Source organism: Sporofaciens sp. St.21A7, assembly GCF_059728535.1.
Map to the genome: position 1 here is coordinate 1,407,015 of NZ_BAAGFN010000001.1, position 17,349 is coordinate 1,424,363.

Below are 17,349 nucleotides of genomic sequence, written 5' to 3' on the forward strand. Positions count from 1 at the left end.
TCTTAACGGTATTTTCTCAGTAATTTTTGTACCTCCGGAATATCGCGCAGGAAATCATATGCGTGATTTTCCGGATTTTCCAGTTCATTCAGGATTCCAAGACGCATGGTCTGCCCTATGTTTGTTCCTTTCAGCGGAAGGTGGCGGTACAGGGGAGAATGCTCCGGTTTCCATTCTTGATTGAGAGCCGGAAGCATTTTGTCCAAGGCGCTGATGCATCCGTCAATATCTTCTCTGGAGACGGCTAGCTGGAAATCCACAATGTGGACGTTAGATTCCCATAGGCAGAACAGTTCCGTAATCTGCTTTGCAATAAGGGTAATCTGTTGGGCGTCCTCTGTCCGTTCCTCTCGTATCGCTAATTCAATCAATGTGTACAGAGAGGACTGGACGGTTGTGATTCCCGACAGGACTTTCTGTTCAATTAGCTGCGCCGCTTTTCCCCACTCCTCCTGTTGGAGGTATAGGGAAGCCTCTAACTGTTTCTTGTCAATGAATGCCGCATCCGGTAGTTCTGCCAGTAATTTCTCGGCGGCTTCAAATTCATTCTTTCCGATTCGTTTTGATATTAGCATGGATTTTGCATGGCTGCAAACTTCCGGGTCACTGCTCTTGGAGGCTCTTACATATAACTCTTCAATCGTATCCATATAGGGGGCGACGTTAGTTTTGCCCATATGAGTAATGAAAAGCCCTTCGAGGGTCAGCGCCGTATTGAGAAGCAAGGCGTCGCAGGAAGGATATTCGTGGATTTTTTCAAGCGCCATGTGAAAAGCACTGTCCACCCCTTCTGTCTCGGCGGCGGAAACCAGTTTATTTAGGAAATGTCCGATTTCATCCCTTGTTAAATCTTCTTGAAAAGACAGAAGGGTGTTGAGGTCTGTATCGAGCAGCCGGGCGAGAGCCGGAAGCAGGGTAATATCAGGGTATGAAATTGATTTTTCCCATTTGTTGACTGCGGGGGCAGAGACGCCCAGAAAAGAGGCCATCTGTTCCTGAGTGAACCCCTTTTCGATTCGTTTTTTTCGGATAATTTCGTTGATTTTCATAGCATGTGTCCTCCTGTTCTGTGTTTAGATGATTTCAACATCTGGCAAGTATCTGATATTAGGATAACAATAACAGACAGGAAAAACCATTGAAACATTGTATATTTTTTCATTTCGGAATTAACCGCAGGTTAATTTGTTTTAGCATCATGAAAGGTTTTGCATGGTCTTTTAATAGTATTTGCCATTATCATAGTCTGTTTACCGATCTCTGGATTGGAGAGACATACATTATGGAAGTATTGGAGATGAAGAGTCGGTCGGGCAAGGAGAGATCCTAAGTGACGATTTCATGTATTGGACCGGTTATCTTTTTAAGGTCTGGAGCCTGACTTACCCGGAAGAAACGCCGGCGGAAATGCTGGCGCAGGCATCCGTGGATACACTGCGCCAGATGTTCCTTGGTTTACATGTGATGTCCTACGAACAGGCGATAGAAGAGTTGAAGGATTTGCATAAAAGCAGGCAGAAAGCTTAATCTTTCTTTGTTTCCCCAGACTCCTTTTCATAAAGATAAGAAATAATTTATATATTTTTTCCTTCATTAGTATAACACTCCTTCCCGCTCACCCCAAATTCCACCCGAAACGTACATCCCCCGCCTTCCGTGTCCAAGACTTCAATCCCCACTCCCAACTGCGCCGCAAGGGACTGCGCGATCGAAAGCCCCAGCCCGAAATGTTCTTTCTCCTTCCTGGAAGCGTCGCTGCGATAAAACCGGTCAAAAATCCTGTCCTTCTGTCCTTCTGGAATCCCCGGCCCATGGTCTGCAACCGAAACCGCGACCTTCTTCCCCTCCACCCCGGCGCAAATCTCAATGGATGGTTTCCCTTCATGGAAATTCCCCGGCCCCGCACATCCATAGGCAATGGCATTATCAAGGAAGATAGAGAGCATCTGGTGAATCCATTGGAAATTACCGGATACACAGGGAATCATCTCATCGGCCAGCAAGAGCCTAAGCCGGATATTTTTGGAATAGCAGAGCGGCTCATAGGTCTCAAAGAGCCTAAGAAGCAGAAGGTCAATTTCCACAGGCGCAAGCTTCCGTGGCTTTTTCCCGGTATCGGCAGAAGTCAGCCAGAGAAGATTCTTGATTAATTTTCCGGAACGGCTGCATTCGCTTAGAATAAGCCGGTTCATTTTCTCCGTCTGCTCCGGCATAGACAGGCTTGCGGCGGCGCAGTTCTGAATCACAGCCAATGGAGAGCGCAGTTCATGGGAAGCGGCGGCGATAAAATCCGTCTGCTTCCGGTGGTATTCGGCGACCGGCGCGACAGCCTTAGAAGCGACGAAACGGCTGACCAGAAAAAGCGCCAGTATCCCCAGGATATCCACCCCCAAAAAGAACAGAAGCCTTTTCGGTTCCTGCCGTTTCAGTTCCGTAATGTCCGAGAGCAGGGTCAGGGAACGAAACCCATCTTCCGTTGCAAGTATGACCACAATCCCTTGATAGGTATCATGGTTCCTGCCATGTACCGTGAAAATCGAAGACTTCTGCATGGTGGAAGAATAAGGGCGGGCAGAAGTATCGATATGCTCTTTTAGCGCCTGCTCCCTTGCCAGCTCGACCAGAACGTCCCGGTCTGTTCGAGGCGTCCAGGAGCCACTGAAGAGCAGAGGAACTCTGTTATCCTCAATATGGATAATCAGCCTGTGGTCATACTCCAGGCTCGCCAGCCAGTCATCCGAGAAAAAATACGCCCCTTCTAACTGGTAAGTCAGGTTCAGGATTTGATTCTGTAGATTAACCGCCTGTTCGCTCCGTGTCAGGGAGGCTTGCCAGAAAAAAAGGACGAACAGAATCAGCGACAAAATGAGGCTGGTAGGAATCAGGAACAAAAGAGTTAGATGCCGGCGTAGTTTCTGGATCATTCCCCTGCCTCCAGTCTGTACCCGATTCCATGAATCGTCTGAATCCGCACCCGGCTCTTCAATGTACGCAGATGTTTGCGCAGATAGTAGATATAGGTATCCAGATTCCCGTCCTCCACCTCTCCGTCAGGTCCCCAGACCCGTGTGTAAATAAGCTGGCGGGCAAGGGTCTGGTTGGGACGCGTAAGGAAATACTCCATCAGAACCGCTTCCCTGCGGGACAGGCGTATCTTTTTGTCCGGGGAAGACGCGCCTTTGATAGAAAGGTCAAGGTTTGCCGGAGAGAATTCCAAGTCTTCAAAACCAAGGGTTCCCGAAACCTCCAGAGTATCGGGACGGCGGCACAGCGCGCGGATTCTAGCCAGCAGTTCCCCAATATCATAGGGCTTCACCAGATAATCGTCCGCCCCGCTGTCAAGCCCCGCAATCCGCTCTTCCACAGAATCGACGGCCGTCGCAAGGATGACCGGGGTACGGACGTTATTTTCACGTATGATTTTAAGCAAGGCAATCCCGTCCATGCCAGGGAGCATCCGGTCTAAAATGATTAAGTCGTAGACCGACTGGCAGACGTAATAGAGTGCGTCAATCCCGCTGTGGACACAGTCGGATTCGATTCCATGGTGTTCAAACTGCAATTTCAATGTCTCACAAAGCTGTTCGTCGTCTTCAATAATTAAAATACGCATGCTAAAAACCCCTTATATTAATAGATCCTTAGGCATTATACCATAGAAATCTCAAAAAAATCTTTAAGATTTTTATAAGCCTCTCAAAGATTTTCCGAGATTTTATTGGTATCATAATCCCAAGAGCTGTTAAAAAGCCGAAAGGGCAGCATTGCCGAGGGCATTTTACAGTGAAAGAAAAACCAGAGTAAGGAGCAGCGCATATGAAAATGAAGAAAATATTCAGCCTTCTCATGGCGGCATCCCTCGCGGCAGGACTTGCTGCCGGCTGCGGGAAGGACGGCACAGACGGCAAAAAAGACGGCGAAGTTTCTGCAAAGGGACGCTATGTAGAAGAAGAAATCCCCTTGCCGGAAGGGGCGGGGGAAGCCTTGGGAATCCAGAATCAGGACGGCCACATAACCCTCTATGCCAGGAACGAAAACGACTACCACAGTTACATTTACGAAAACGAGGGGTGGACAGATTCCGGCAGCCTTCCGTGGATGACGGACGCCCACGAAAGGCTTGGACTTCCGATTGACCACATTTATTACGGAAAAGACGGCGGTATATATGGAATGGCAATCCCCGCATCAGACGACGTGCCATACGGCCAGCATATCTTAAAAGACGCCGGAGACACAACCGCCCTGGACTGCACCCCCGCGCCATGCTTAGAAGTGAACGCAGAGGGGTGGACGGATTTACTTGTAGATATGGCAGTGTTAAAAAACGGCACCATGGTCCTTGTGAACATGGACGGCATGGTGGAATTCTATCAGAATGACAAGAAGATTTCAGAGATAACCGAAATCCTCCCTATCGTGTCCGACCATCAGCCTGTCATGGGAGTATCCGACGGGAGCATTGCCATATTCGGAAAAGACCGGCAGAGCGTTGATTTCTACGACCCGGAGAATTTTGAAAAAACAGAGAGCGTGGAAGTAAAGCAGGAACTTGAGGAATCCATGATTGTACCGGGAGAATCCGGTGTCTGGTATCTGGTGAACCGGAAAGGAATCCAGAGGCTTACCGAGCAGGGCAGTATCGTGGAAACAGTCATGGACGGAACCGGCGTGCTGCTGAGCATGGATTCGGCGTACCTGACCAATTTTCTTTGGGGAAATAGCGGGGAATTCTACGGACTGTACCACATTGCCGAAGGCGGAGAAAGGCTTATGCGCTACCGTTATGACGAGGACGTCAAAGCCGTCCGGGACAAGAGCCTAAGCATCTACGGGCTGAACGAAAACCAGACGGTCTCTCAGGCAATCTACACCTTCCAGAACCAGCACCCCGAGGTCAAGGTAGATTACCACACAGCAGCAGGAAATGAGGATACGCCTGTCTCAGAGACAATCCGGACCCTGAACGCAGAGCTTTTGAACGGCGGCGGCGCAGACATCCTGATTCTGGACGGACTCCCGGCGGCGTCCTACATGGAAAAAGGGGTTCTGGCAGATTTATCGGATCTGGCAGGACGGCTCTCCCAGAAAGGTGTATTGATGAACTTGGTGGAAAATGCGGCAAGCCTTGACGGAAAGACCTACGCAGTCCCGGCAAGAGTCAGCCTGCCTGTGGTTTTCGGGGAGGATGCGAAGGTAAATGCATGCCAGAATCCGGATGCGTTCCATACTTATCTGGAACAGAACCCGGGAGAGCGGCTGTTCGGGACTACCACCCATGAACTTGCGGGAATGACCTTATTCCATACATTTTACGAAGATTTTACGGAGGATGGGGGCGGTCTTAATGAGGAGAAGCTTGCGCAGTTTTTGAATGACTGGATGAAGCTGTGCGAGGTGCAGAACACAAGGGGAATCGAAGAAGAATATGGGGCAAATATCTGGAGTCGGATGCATACCCGGTTTAGCTCCGGCATGGGGCTAAAGAACGACCCGGTGATGATTGAAGAAATAGGCGGCCTGATTTCATCCATGGTTCCCTATGCCCTGGCAAGGGAGGACGAAAAAACTCCGGGAAGCCTGAAGCAATACTATATCCCTCAGGTAATCGCAGGGATCAACGCATCCTCCGGGCAGCAAGAGCTTGCGGCAGAATTTATTGAGTGCCTGTTCGACGAATCCGTCCAGAATGGCGACAATTCCGACGGTTTCCCGGTACTAAGGAGCGCCCTTTCCTATCAGGCGGACTATGTAGAGACTCCAGATGCGTTGAAACTGTGCGGCAGTTCGAGCGCAACCAATCCGGAAACAGGAGAAGAGGTAAGGGTCGAGGCGACATATCCCACAAAAGACGAGGTGAATCAGCTGATACAGATCATAGAAGGGCTGAATGTCCCGTTTATGGTGGACGGCATGGTTTCGGACACGGTTCTTATGGAGATGGAAAACTGTTACAGCGGCAAGCAGACCCCAGAAGAAACAGCAAAAGCGATCTGCCAGAAGATAGACACTTATCTTGCAGAATAGGTACAATCTTATGAAGAAACAGGAACAGAAAACAGCATATCTGTTTTTGCTTCCAAGTCTTACGGGAGCGGCGGTGTTCGTGCTGATACCGTTTGCAGACGTCATACGCCGTTCCTTCCTAAAGGCGGTGGGCAATACCTTCGTGGGAATTTCCAATTATCAGGAAGTGCTGGGGAACACCGCGTTCCAACAGGCGGCGGCCCACACCTTACGGTTCTTGTGCATCTGCCTGCCGCTGCTTCTGGTACTCTCCTTTTGCGCTGCATGGATGCTCTACCGTCTTCCGGCGGCAAAGGCAGTGTTCCAGACCGTGTTCCTGCTTCCCATGGCTGTCCCGGTGGCATCCTTGGTGGTGTCCTGGAAAGTCATTTTCCATGGGAACGGACTCCTGAATGAGATGTTGGCGCTGTTTGGGAGAGAGGGCCAGGACTGGATGAATACGGATACGGCGTTCTGGGTACTGGTATTTTCCTACCTGTGGAAAAACTTAGGGTACGATGTGGTGCTGTGGATTGCGGCGCTCTCAGAAGTGGGCGAAGAACAGTATGAGGCAGCAAGGGTAAGCGGGGCAGGGGCTTGGGCGTGTTTCTTTTATATCACACTGCCTCAGTTGAAACCGGGGATCGTCATGATTTTTGTGTTGTCCTTCGTCAATGCCTTCCGGGTGTTTCGGGAGGCGTACCTGATTGCAGGAGATTACCCTCACGAAAGTATTTACATGTTACAGCATCTCTTCAATAACTGGTTCACGAAGCTGGATATTCAGAAAATGAGCGCGGCGGCAGTGATGATGGCGGCAGCGGTCAGTATCCTTCTCTTCCTGTTGGAGCGGTGGAATGAAAGGCAGGAAACATAGATGCACAAAAAATTTATACCAGTGTACGTAATACTAAGTATCGCAGGCCTGATTATGATTCTGCCCGTTCTCATGATGCTGAGTAATTCCATCATGGGCGGACAGGAATTAAAAGAGGCATACGGCGCCGTATTAGGCGGGGATACCGGGAAACTGTCGGCAAGGCTCCTTCCCGTCTATCCCACGCTTGCGCCCTATGTGGAGCTGCTTTTGGATTCTCCGGATTTCTTCGTGATGTTCTGGAACTCTGTAAAACAGGTCTTTTCCGTGATGTTGGGCCAGACGTTCGTTGGGACGATGGCGGCATGGGCGTTCGCCAGATACGAATTTCGGGGCAGGAGACCACTGTTCCTCCTGTACATGATACTGATGGTCATGCCCTTTCAGGTGACGATGGTCTCAAGCTATTTGGTATTGTCCAAACTCTCCCTTTTGGATACCCATCTGGCAGTCATCCTTCCGGGAATCTTTTCTACATTTCCTGTATTCATCATGGAAAAATTTTTCCGCGCCATCCCCAAGGAAGTGTTCGAGGCGGCGAAAGTGGACGGCGCAGGAGAGTTTACCACCTTCCTGCGAATCGGGATACCCCTTGGAAGCCCGGGAATCATCTCCGCGCTGATTTTAAATTTTCTCGAATACTGGAACGCAGTGGAAGCGCCTATGACATTTTTAAAAACAAAATCAAAACTGCCCCTCTCCCTGTACCTGCCGGAAATCACCACAGACCAGATGGGCGTATCTTTCGTGGCGTCGGTGGTGATGATGCTTCCGGCGGTGCTGGGGTTCCTATGGGGAAGAGACTACCTGCAAAAAGGGATTGAGGCGTCGGGGCTAAAGGAGTGACTATGAAAAGAAAAATTTTGAACATCATCCTGTCATTTTTTATGGTGATGCTGTGCTGCACACTGATTGCCCGGGGCGCGGCGTCCCTGACCGTGGCCAAGGTCAAAACGGAAGGGTTAAACCGCGGAAGCCTTGTAGAGGAATTTGACGGCGAGGGAAGCATAAAGGCAAAGGATAAGATATACCAGTCTCTTCCAGAAGGGCAGAAATTAGTGGATATTCTGGCTGAACCGGGGAGCGCGGTGCATGCAGGAGAAGGGCTTCTCCAGTTTGACTTAGGGTATTTGGAGGAAAAGCTTAACGCACAGGCACAGGAAATCGAGAAACTGAGATACCGCATGGAACAGCAAAGGCTTTCGGGTATCCCACAGGCGAGGACTCCGGCGACCGCACAGGCGGCCCTCTCGGTTGACGAGGCGGCAAAAGCTTTGGATGAAGCCCGGTACAATTATCAAATGGCACAGAATCAGTACGACGAGACGGCAGCCAGAATCCCTTCCGGTTCTGAGGAGGAAGATGTGGCGCTGAATGAAGAATTGCAGCGTCTTGAGGCAGAGATAGACAATGCATACGCATCCTTTACGGCGGCACAGCGGGCGTATCAAACGGCAGAAGGGACGTACCAGATCGCCCAGCAGGACGAGGCAAACACTCAGGCAAATGAAGCCGCGGCTGGGGAGATTTCCCAGATGGCGCAAAATGAGATGCAGGTAGAGCTCACCGCATTACAGAATGAAATGGATAAGACCGTAAGGCTCAAAGAAGCAAATGGGGTAGTCACTGCGCAGGCGGACGGCTTATTTGAATCTGCCGGGGCGGCAGAGGGCAGCATCACCGCAGGGACAGAACAGATTACGCTGGTAGTGGGAAATGTAGAAGCCTGCGGCTTCATTCCGGACAATAAGATCGGGACGGTGGCGGCAGGAGACGAAATCCAGGTTACGGTTCAAGGAGAGACTAAGGCACAGACCCTTGAGATTGAACGAATCGGGCAGGACGAAGAAGGAAGATACGTCTGGTATGCGCCGCTTGGAGGAAACGCCTATCGCGTGGGAACAGGCGTGGCTTACCGGTATAGCAGGAAATCAGAGAACAGCTATGAGACACTTCTCCCCCTGACTGCTTTAAGGGAATCGGGCGGTAGCAGCTATGTCCTGACGGCAGAGATGAAACCGGGCATTTTGGGCGAGTCCTATACGGCAGTGAAGGTCAATGTCACCGTCCTTGAAAAGGACGACTACTCGGTGGCCGTGGAAACGAATCTGCCCAAGGATGCAAAAATCATCACAGAATCCAGTAAATATGTGAAAGAGGGTGACAGGGTACGTTTAAGCGAATAAAACCATATCTGGCATATATGTTCCGGTTGGCCTTCTTAGGCATCGGAATCGGGGCGGCGCTTGGATTTTATGTTAGGCTTGCCGGGATAGAGGGACAAAGCGGCTTTTACTATTCAGAAAAGCTGCTGGCTAGAGAGCAGATTGACGGGTTCTGGGAACAGGCTTCCGATGACGCAAAACGAGAGATAAGGGACCTGGCACTGTTTCAGGAATCCAAGGGAAAGGTCTTAAAAAACGAAGATCTGAACCGGGAAACCAAGGTAAAACTGGTGGAGACGGCAGGCAGCATGAATCTGGTGATGCCGGGCAGACTGTGTGCAGGAACCTTTGTGACGGACAGTGATTCTAAAGGCTGTGTCGTAAGCAAAAAAACGGCAGATACCTTGTTCGGCTCTGTTGAGGCGCTCGGTGAGCAGCTTACCCTTGGGAAGGGCACCTATATTGTCCGGGGGATTGTGGAGACGGAGGGGCAGCTCTGTATGATTCAGGGAGAAAAGGGACGGGCATACTCCTGTATCCGAATCGAGGCTCCGGGCATCCCCCTGTCCGTGGTGCGTCAAAGGCTTACAGGGATTCTTCAGGAAGGAAAAGGATGGGTTTCAGAATGCGACCTGTATCTGGGGATTGGCAGGATCTTTCTGTATCTGCCTCTGTGGGTCATGCTGTTTTTGGCATTGAGCCGTATGGGGAAGCTGCTGCCGGAAATGTTTCGGTTCGTGACACCGATCGTGGGTTTTGGGGGCGTATGCGCCCTGCTGCTTTTGAGCCTGCATTTTTCCGACGATTATGTGCCGTCTGCATGGTCAGATTTTTCGTTCTGGACAGCGCTTATTGATGAGAAGAAGGAGGCGTTTTTCTCCCTTCTGAACCATCCTCTTTACGATGCAGATTCCCGGATGCTGGGAAGCCTGGCGGGAATCTTGGCGGCGGCTGTTCTCCTATGCCTGATTGTCCTGAAATACGGAGCAGTGGTCGTTTTTAAGAAGTCCGGTTGCGAAATCGAGGGAAATTTACAAACAAGAACTCCATAGACCCATGTTAAAATAGAATATGTGGCTGGCATCAGATAACATAAGACGGGAAGAGGAAACGCATCGAATATGAAATTACGCAGTATGGCTGCCGTCTGGGCGGCAAAAATAACAGAAAAGGTCTGTGTCCGTATCTTTCACAGGCAGGGCGTCACATGGGCGGGAAAGATTGCCCTTCTCATAAGCCCCACGATCCTTTCGGAACTTGCAGGACAGGTGAGGCGGGGGATTTTTGCCGTATGCGGGACGAACGGTAAGACGACCGTGAACAACCTGCTTAGCGGCGCGCTAAAGGCAGAGGGGTACGGCGTAATCTGCAACCAGACAGGCTCTAATATGTTAAATGGCGTTGCGGCTGCGTTCGTCCTTGGGGCGTCGGCAGACGGAAGCCTTCACGCAGATTATGCCTGTATCGAGATCGACGAAGCGTCGGCACGGGAAGTATTCACACATTTCAAACCAAGTCATATGGTACTCACCAATCTGTTCCGGGATCAGTTGGACCGGTATGGGGAAATCGACGCCACCATGGATATCCTGAACAAAGCGATACAATCTGCTCCACAGATGAAGCTCATCGTAAACGGGGACGATCCTCTGTCTGTGTCCCTTGCATTGGACAGCGGCAGGGATTACGTGACATATGGAATCAGCGAATGCGTACATACAGGCAGACAGATACAGGAGATCCGGGAAGGAAGATTCTGCCGATACTGTGGGGCTAGGCTTACCTACCGCTTCTACCATTACGGGCAGCTTGGGGACTACCGCTGTCCGGGCTGCGGATTTGAAAGGCCCAAACTAGACTTTGCCGGAAGGAATGTAGAGATGGAAGGCGGACTTTCCTTTACGGTGGGCGGGAAATGGTTTCATTCATCCCAGCGCGGCTTCTATAACGTATATAATATCCTTGCTGCATACGCCGCAATCCGTGCGTCAGGGCTAAAGGCAGGGAATTTCCGGAAAGCCCTCTCTGATTTCTGCCCGGAAAACGGGCGGATGGAGGAATTTTGGGCGGGCGATATCAGAATTGTATTGAATCTAGCAAAGAATCCCACAGGATTCAACCAGAACATTGACGTGATGATGCAGGACGAGCGGCACAAAGACCTGGTGGTGGCGGTCAACGATAACGAGCAGGACGGCACGGACATTTCCTGGCTTTGGGACGTAGATTTTGAGCGGATTGCGGGGATGGAAGGTACTTTTGTCACGGTCAGCGGAATCCGCTGCCAGGATTTGATGCTTAGGCTTAAATACGCAGGGATACAGGCGGAACTTGAACCGGATGTGGAGAAAGCTGTGTACAGGCACATAGCGCAGGGGAGCAAGAACCTGTATGTTCTTGTGAATTACACAGCTCTTTATGATACCCGAAATCTTTTGAAGCGTATATGCGGGGAGGGACACAGATGAGGACGGCATCAGATATGAAGATTACCATTGGGCATCTCTACCCGGATTTGCTGAACCTGTACGGAGACCGGGGAAATGTGGCGTGTATGATGAAACGGTGTCTCTGGCGGGGAATCCAGGCGGAGACCATCGAGTTCAATACCGGAGATTCGATAGATTTCGGGAAACTTGACATCGTACTCTTAGGAGGAGGTTCTGACAGGGAGCAGATGATTGTCTGCCAGAATTTAAAGAGGATACGTGAGGCGTTCCGGGACTATGTAGAAAATAACGGCGTCGTGATTGCAGTCTGCGGCGGTTATCAGCTTCTCGGGAAATATTATCAGACAGACGCCGGAAGAATAGAAGGACTTTCCCTGCTTGATATCTACACAGAGCAGGGGGAGGGGCGGATGATTGGGAATATTATCCTTAGGAGCGAGCTGTCCGATATCCCGGTAGTAGGATTCGAGAACCATGGGGGACGCACCTATATTAACGGCTGCCGTCCTTTCGGGAGAGTCTTGTACGGCGGGGGCAACGACGGAAAAAGCGGTTTCGAGGGGGTTGTCTATAAAAATGTAATTGGAACCTACCTCCACGGGCCCCTTCTTCCGAAAAATTCCCGGATATGCGACTGGCTGATTGAAAAGGCGCTCAGGAGAAAATATGGCCCGGTCAGGCTTACGGAATTGGATGACAGGCTGGAGAGGCTGGCGAACGCTTATATCTGCCGGAGGTTCCTAAAAAAGAAACTGGCTAGGGCGAACATAATGACCGAAAATTAGAAAACGCAGCGGGAGGGATTTGAACCCCCGGAGCCTTGCGGCTCTTCTGCTTTCGAGGCAGATGCCATCAGCCAACTCGACCACCGCTGCATATTTGACATTATAACACAACTACCGGCTGTGAGGGAATACCCAAATTAAAATTTTTTGTGAGTTTTATTTGCTGTTATATTGGAAATAAAAAGGAGACCTGTGCGTATGCACAGGTCTTTTGGAGGGGGATGAAAAAATCTATCTAAATTTTAACTTATTGTTAGTCGAAGCCCGGTAATCATACCTTACTTGAATATGTAATGTGAAGTACGACTACCGTCTTCTTTCATGTGATGAATTCATTATATAAAACAATTGTGACACAAGTATGTCAAAAACTGGAAATGTTTATAAAATTTCTTAAGAAAAACATAAGACGACCTAAAAATTTTCGGTTGTGCAGTTAGATGTATAGACGAAAATAGGTTGACGGGGAAGAAATAGATTGGTAAAGTAAAGATATCATACATGCCCTGGGGGTGGATTTTGGCCAATAAGGGGGAGAAAGAAGAATAATATGAATACCGGAAAAGTAATGGATATGACCCGGGGACCCGTACTTGCCCAGATGGCTAAGTTTGCGCTCCCGGTCCTGTTCGGGATGTTATGCCAGAGAATCTATAATTTTGCCGACACTTATATCGTAGGAAGGTTTCTGGGGGATGAGGCTCTGGCGGCGGTCAGTATTGCCGGGACGGCGATGTACATGCTGTTTTCAATCATGATGGGAGTGACAACGGGAGTCAGCGTGGTAATATCTCAGTATTACGGCGCACAGCAGGAAGATCAGATACGCCATACCTTTGTGGCGGGAGCGTATGTGGCGGCGGGGATGACGGCTCTGATTACGGTGGGAGGAATGCTGACGGTGAATCCGCTGCTTCGCATCCTTCGGACTTCGGAGGCGCTGCTTCCGGCGGCAGGGGCGTACCTTATGGTCATTTATGCCGGGAGCTGCGGGACGATGCTGTATAATTTCAGCTCGTCTGTGCTGCGCGCCTTGGGGAATTCCCTAGTCCCCCTGTTGTTCCTGATTGTATCCAGTGTGCTGAATGTGTTTCTGGACATCGTGTTCGTGGCGTGGATTCCCATGGGGACGGCGGGGGCGGCGTTTGCCACGGTACTTGCACAGATGATCTCCGGGATACTCTGTATGTGGTATGCATGGAGGATACTGCCGTTTCTGCGGATCAGAAAGACAGAATGGAAACTGGATTTTTATCTGGCGGGGCAGGTATTGCGTTACGGACTTCCTACGGGGCTGCAGATGAGCATTATTTCCATATCAGACATGACGCTTCAGGCAGTAATCAATACATACGGGACGACCATGATTGTTGCCTACGGGGTCTGCATGAAGGTAGAGGGGCTGGGGTTTCAGCTTGCAGACGCAATCGGCAGTTCCCTTGGGACATTTACCGGGCAGAATGTGGGCGCGGGTGATTTCGGACGGGTCAGGAAAGGGGTCCGCAGCGCGTATGTGATGAATGGGGTATGTTACGGTATCTTCTGTCCGGTGACGTTCGTGTGCGCCCGGCCGATTATGGAGGCGTTTACCCAGACGCCAGAGGCAATCCGGTTCGGCGTGGAATATATGCGGATATTTACGGGATTTTTCATCGCCGGGGGGATACTGGTAGTCTATCACAATATCCTGCGGGCGTCTGGGGACGTATCGGTGACGGTACTCATGGGAGTGAGCGAGGTCGTGACGAGAATCGGGTGCGCGTTATTGTTCCCAAGGCTGTTCGGATACCGGGGGCTTTGGTTCGTCTCTCCTCTGACCTGGATATGTGCGGCGCTTGTGGGGGCAGTGAGATATTATTCCGGAACATGGGAGAAGAAGGCGGCCGAGAACAGCGCCTTGGGAAGGATAAAAAGCGATGTCTAAGAAGAAAAAACCTAAGATAGAATTCCGATATTACAAGATGCCGGAAGGAAGCCCGATCCTTGCACTGCTGGGGCAGAAATGGGTGCAGACCTATGGCCGGGATATTGATTATCTGCATTTCCACAATTATATGGAGATCGGTTACTGCTACGAGGGCGAAGGGACGCTGACTCTAGGGGAGAGGGATTACCGGTTTACGGGCGGAGAGATTTCGATCATCCCCAGAAATTATCCCCATACGACGAACAGCGACCCGGGTACGATCAGCAGATGGGAGTATCTGTTCGTGGATGTGGAGGGGATTCTGGAAGAGCTGTACCTGAAAGGCGGTAATGTGAAACGGATGAAATACCTGCTCCACAGAATCAATTCACAGGCAATCTTCCGTGCAATCGAGGAAACGCCGGGCATTGCAAAGATGATACGGGGAATCCTTGATATTATGCGGGATACGAAGGAATTCTATTTGGAGGAAGCCAAGGGGCTTATGGCGGCGCTCCTGGTAAGCATCGCCAGAGAGAACCCGGATGAGAATGGGCCGCTGGAAATCAGCGGGAAGATTACGATACCTGTTTCCCGGGCGTTGGATTACATCACGCTCCATTATATGGAGCCTTTGAAGGTGGAAGATTTGGCAAAATGGTGCCATATCAGCGAGACGCATTTCCGGAGGGTATTTTCCACATACATGCATATGGGACCGTTGGAATACATTAATCTGGTGCGGGTGCAGACGGCATGTAATTATCTGAAAAATACAGATGAATCCATGACGGATATTGCGGGAAAATGTGGCTTTACGACGCTGTCAACATTTAACCGGAATTTTAAGCAGGTCACAGGCGTATCGCCCAGCGAATGGCGGAGGCGCCCGGAGAATTACGAACAGCAGTTATTGAAATACTGGATTCACTCGGAAGAAGGCTGGTAATATAGCGGACTTCATCCAAATAAGAAATACAAAAAAATAGGAAGAGGAGGGTAACATATGATACCAAAACCAAGAAAAATGCAGTTAACAGAAGGATTAGCCGGGCAGGATGTCCCGGTAAAGGAGGAAATCTGCACCGGATTGAAAGCGGAAGAATACCGTATCCGTATTTCGCCGGAGCAGATTCTTTTGGAGGGCAGCGGGGATGCCGGACTTTTCTATGCCCGCACCACATTGGGGCAGCTGCGGATGATGTACGGGGAGGAATTGCCCTGTATGGAGATTGAAGACTATCCGGCGTATTCCTACCGTTCCTTCCAGATTGACTGTGCAAGGCACTATTTTTCTGTGGAGGAGTTAAAGAAAATGATCCGCATGTCTGCAGAGTTCAAGCTGAACCATTTCCACTGGCATATATCGGACGACCAGGGATGGAGGATTGAGAGCAAACGGTATCCCAAGCTCCACGAAATCAGTTCGGTGCGGGCGGGGGATCATTTTGGAAATTATCGTTCCGACCAGAGGTCAGGTGGTTTCTACACGCGGGATGAGGTCAGGGATATTGTGGACTATTGCGGGAAACTGGGGATTGAGGTCGTTCCGGAGGTTGACATGCCAGGGCATGTGACGGCGATTTTAGCGGCGTATCCACAGCTTTCCTGCCTTGGAAAACCGGTGGAGGTTGAAACGAGGGCGGGGATATTCAAGGAATTGTTCTGCGCCGGGAAAGAGGAGACTTTTACGTTCATAGAGAATCTTCTGGATGATTTGATGGAGATTTTCCCAGGGAAATATTTTCATATCGGAGGCGACGAAGCGCCTAAGGAACGCTGGAATGGGTGTGCATGCTGCCAGAAGCGCATTGAGGAGGAAGGACTCAAAAATGCCCAGGAGCTTCAGGGATACTTCTGTAACCGCATCGCTTCATATCTGTTGTCGAAGGGGCGGATTCCCATTGTATGGAATGAGGCTGTCTATGGCGGGAATCTGGACAAAGAGGTGGTGGTGCAGCTCTGGACAGAGGATAAGGATCATCAGATTCAGGCGCATCTTGACAAGGGCGGGACGGCGATTCTTGCCATGGTGGAGAACTGTTACTGTGATTATCCCTATGGTATGCATTCTGTGAAGGATATGTATGACTTGAAGGCAGACCCGGGGAAACTTGGAGCATGCGGCGGGGATTCTGTACTGGGGGCAGAATGTCTGGTGTGGACGGAGTTTATCCGGGATGACGAGCGGCTGGAAGAGCTGTGCTGGCCCAGGTTCGCGGCTTTGGCGGAAGTGGGATGGTGCGGCGAGGAACGTCCGGAGTATGAGGATTTCCGCAAGCGGCTTGAAGGGGCGTTCGGCCTGTTTGAGAAGAATGGGATTCATGCGATGAAGGTGGACGGATGGGAGCCGGATGAAGAGACGGCGGCAAGACAGGCGGAGGAATTCCGGAGGAATTTCTCGGAAGAGGACATGGAAGAGGCAAGGAAGGCACAGGAGGATATCTAATCCATTTTATTTTGAAAGTTCAGCGCTTCGGCGCTGAACTGCGCGAAAATGGGGTCACGAAGTGACATCTTCCTCTCCCATTTTCACGGCAGTGGCAGTCCCCTGCTATCGAATCTCAAGAGTCAGTATAAAATCATCCATCACAAACCCATTCCCAATATCTGCTACCTGCTCGTCCGTAATTACAAATCCCAGATGGTCATAGACTGCCAGCGTATTTTCATTATGCTTATTGCAGGTCAGCCATATCTTGTTAAGCCCCCGGTCTTTACACAAATCAACCAGAAAATGAAGCGCTTCTGTCGCAAGATGCTGGCCGCGGCATTCTTTTTTTATGTAGAGCTTGCTTAAAAACAACGCCTCTGCCTCCGGATGGATTCCCATGTAACCGGCGAAGGTGTGTGAGCTGAATAACTGGTAGTATTCATAACCATCCAGTCCAATTTGTTCCCGTAAGGCAGGATAGGACTGGAACTTTTCCACCATGTAATTCACCTGCGCCTCCCCGATGATAGGAGTAAAGTGCTGGTGCCAGATTTCTTCCGCCAGATTGGCGATTTCGTGGATTTCAGAGTCAGATTTCGCTGGTATTATGTTTACAGTATTCATATGGACCTCCCTTTATACAGCTATTTTACCATATCTTTTAGAATAGTTTTATAAATATTTAGATTTCTCTTCTGGTATTATACGTGATATAATAGCAACGTA

15 protein-coding genes and 1 tRNA gene are annotated in these 17,349 nt (G+C 50.3%); 11 read left to right on the forward strand and 5 right to left on the reverse strand.

Going from position 1 to position 17,349, the window contains the following annotated elements; genetic code table 11:
- Nucleotides 1–2: 2 nt before the first annotated feature.
- Nucleotides 3–1,049 carry a helix-turn-helix domain-containing protein gene (locus tag AC6I3O_RS07090; RefSeq protein WP_497850253.1) on the reverse strand — a complete coding sequence of 349 codons (1,047 nt, stop codon included), beginning with the start codon at nt 1,047–1,049 and terminating at the stop codon, nt 3–5.
- Between the two features lie 292 nt (nt 1,050–1,341).
- Between AC6I3O_RS07090 and AC6I3O_RS07095 the strand changes: the two genes are divergently transcribed.
- Nucleotides 1,342–1,527, forward strand: a complete 186-nt coding sequence (locus AC6I3O_RS07095; protein WP_497850254.1) for a hypothetical protein — start codon at nt 1,342–1,344, stop codon at nt 1,525–1,527.
- Nucleotides 1,528–1,574: 47 nt separating this feature from the next.
- On the opposite strand, the gene AC6I3O_RS07100 is transcribed toward AC6I3O_RS07095, so the two are convergent.
- Together AC6I3O_RS07100 and AC6I3O_RS07105 are read right to left on the reverse strand one after the other, a co-directional pair.
- Nucleotides 1,575–2,924 (reverse strand): sensor histidine kinase, encoded by a 1,350-nt coding sequence (locus AC6I3O_RS07100; RefSeq protein WP_497850255.1) that lies wholly within the window; start codon nt 2,922–2,924, stop codon nt 1,575–1,577.
- Nucleotides 2,921–3,613, reverse strand: coding sequence for a response regulator transcription factor (locus tag AC6I3O_RS07105; RefSeq protein ID WP_497850256.1), 693 nt, complete (start codon nt 3,611–3,613; stop codon nt 2,921–2,923). Before AC6I3O_RS07105 ends, AC6I3O_RS07100 begins: the two co-directional genes overlap by 4 nt.
- 203 nt (nt 3,614–3,816) lie before the next feature.
- On the opposite strand from AC6I3O_RS07105, the gene AC6I3O_RS07110 reads away from it, so the two are divergent.
- The 7 genes from AC6I3O_RS07110 to AC6I3O_RS07140 all read left to right on the forward strand — a co-directional run bounded on the left by AC6I3O_RS07110 (nt 3,817) and on the right by AC6I3O_RS07140 (nt 12,283).
- Nucleotides 3,817–6,027: a hypothetical protein gene (locus AC6I3O_RS07110; RefSeq protein WP_497850257.1), complete on the forward strand. Its 2,211-nt coding sequence runs from the start codon at nt 3,817–3,819 to the stop codon at nt 6,025–6,027.
- A 10-nt stretch (nt 6,028–6,037) separates the two neighbouring features.
- On the forward strand, nt 6,038–6,883 hold the full coding sequence (locus AC6I3O_RS07115) for a carbohydrate ABC transporter permease (RefSeq protein WP_497850258.1): 846 nt from the start codon (nt 6,038–6,040) through the stop codon (nt 6,881–6,883).
- Entirely contained in the window at nt 6,884–7,729 is an 846-nt protein-coding gene (locus AC6I3O_RS07120) for a carbohydrate ABC transporter permease (protein WP_497850259.1), read from the forward strand.
- A 2-nt stretch (nt 7,730–7,731) separates the two neighbouring features.
- Nucleotides 7,732–9,069 (forward strand): efflux RND transporter periplasmic adaptor subunit, encoded by a 1,338-nt coding sequence (locus AC6I3O_RS07125; RefSeq protein ID WP_497850260.1) that lies wholly within the window; start codon nt 7,732–7,734, stop codon nt 9,067–9,069.
- A gap of 17 nt (nt 9,070–9,086) precedes the next feature.
- A complete protein-coding gene (locus AC6I3O_RS07130; protein ID WP_497850261.1) occupies nt 9,087–10,100 on the forward strand; it encodes an ABC transporter permease in 1,014 nt (337 codons plus the stop codon).
- 69 nt (nt 10,101–10,169) lie between these two features.
- Complete coding sequence (locus tag AC6I3O_RS07135) at nt 10,170–11,516, forward strand: MurT ligase domain-containing protein (protein ID WP_497850262.1); 1,347 nt, start codon at nt 10,170–10,172, stop codon at nt 11,514–11,516.
- A gap of 14 nt (nt 11,517–11,530) precedes the next feature.
- Complete coding sequence (locus tag AC6I3O_RS07140; RefSeq protein ID WP_497853433.1) at nt 11,531–12,283, forward strand: type 1 glutamine amidotransferase; 753 nt, start codon at nt 11,531–11,533, stop codon at nt 12,281–12,283.
- 4 nt (nt 12,284–12,287) lie between these two features.
- On the opposite strand, the gene AC6I3O_RS07145 is transcribed toward AC6I3O_RS07140, so the two are convergent.
- Nucleotides 12,288–12,373, reverse strand: a tRNA-Ser gene (locus tag AC6I3O_RS07145).
- A gap of 460 nt (nt 12,374–12,833) precedes the next feature.
- Between AC6I3O_RS07145 and AC6I3O_RS07150 the strand changes: the two genes are divergently transcribed.
- The 3 genes from AC6I3O_RS07150 to AC6I3O_RS07160 are packed head-to-tail and all read left to right on the forward strand — an operon-like array spanning nt 12,834 to nt 16,638.
- Nucleotides 12,834–14,207, forward strand: a complete 1,374-nt coding sequence (locus AC6I3O_RS07150) for an MATE family efflux transporter (RefSeq protein ID WP_497850263.1) — start codon at nt 12,834–12,836, stop codon at nt 14,205–14,207.
- Nucleotides 14,200–15,138 (forward strand): helix-turn-helix domain-containing protein, encoded by a 939-nt coding sequence (locus AC6I3O_RS07155; RefSeq protein WP_497850264.1) that lies wholly within the window; start codon nt 14,200–14,202, stop codon nt 15,136–15,138. Before AC6I3O_RS07150 ends, AC6I3O_RS07155 begins: the two co-directional genes overlap by 8 nt.
- A 57-nt stretch (nt 15,139–15,195) precedes the next feature.
- The gene (locus AC6I3O_RS07160) at nt 15,196–16,638 is read left to right on the forward strand and encodes a beta-N-acetylhexosaminidase (protein WP_497850265.1); all 1,443 of its coding nucleotides are present in this window, start codon (nt 15,196–15,198) and stop codon (nt 16,636–16,638) included.
- Between the two features lie 105 nt (nt 16,639–16,743).
- Here AC6I3O_RS07160 and AC6I3O_RS07165 read toward each other — a convergent pair whose 3' ends face one another.
- Nucleotides 16,744–17,247 (reverse strand): GNAT family N-acetyltransferase, encoded by a 504-nt coding sequence (locus AC6I3O_RS07165; protein WP_497850266.1) that lies wholly within the window; start codon nt 17,245–17,247, stop codon nt 16,744–16,746.
- Between the last annotated feature and the right edge of the window lie 102 nt (nt 17,248–17,349).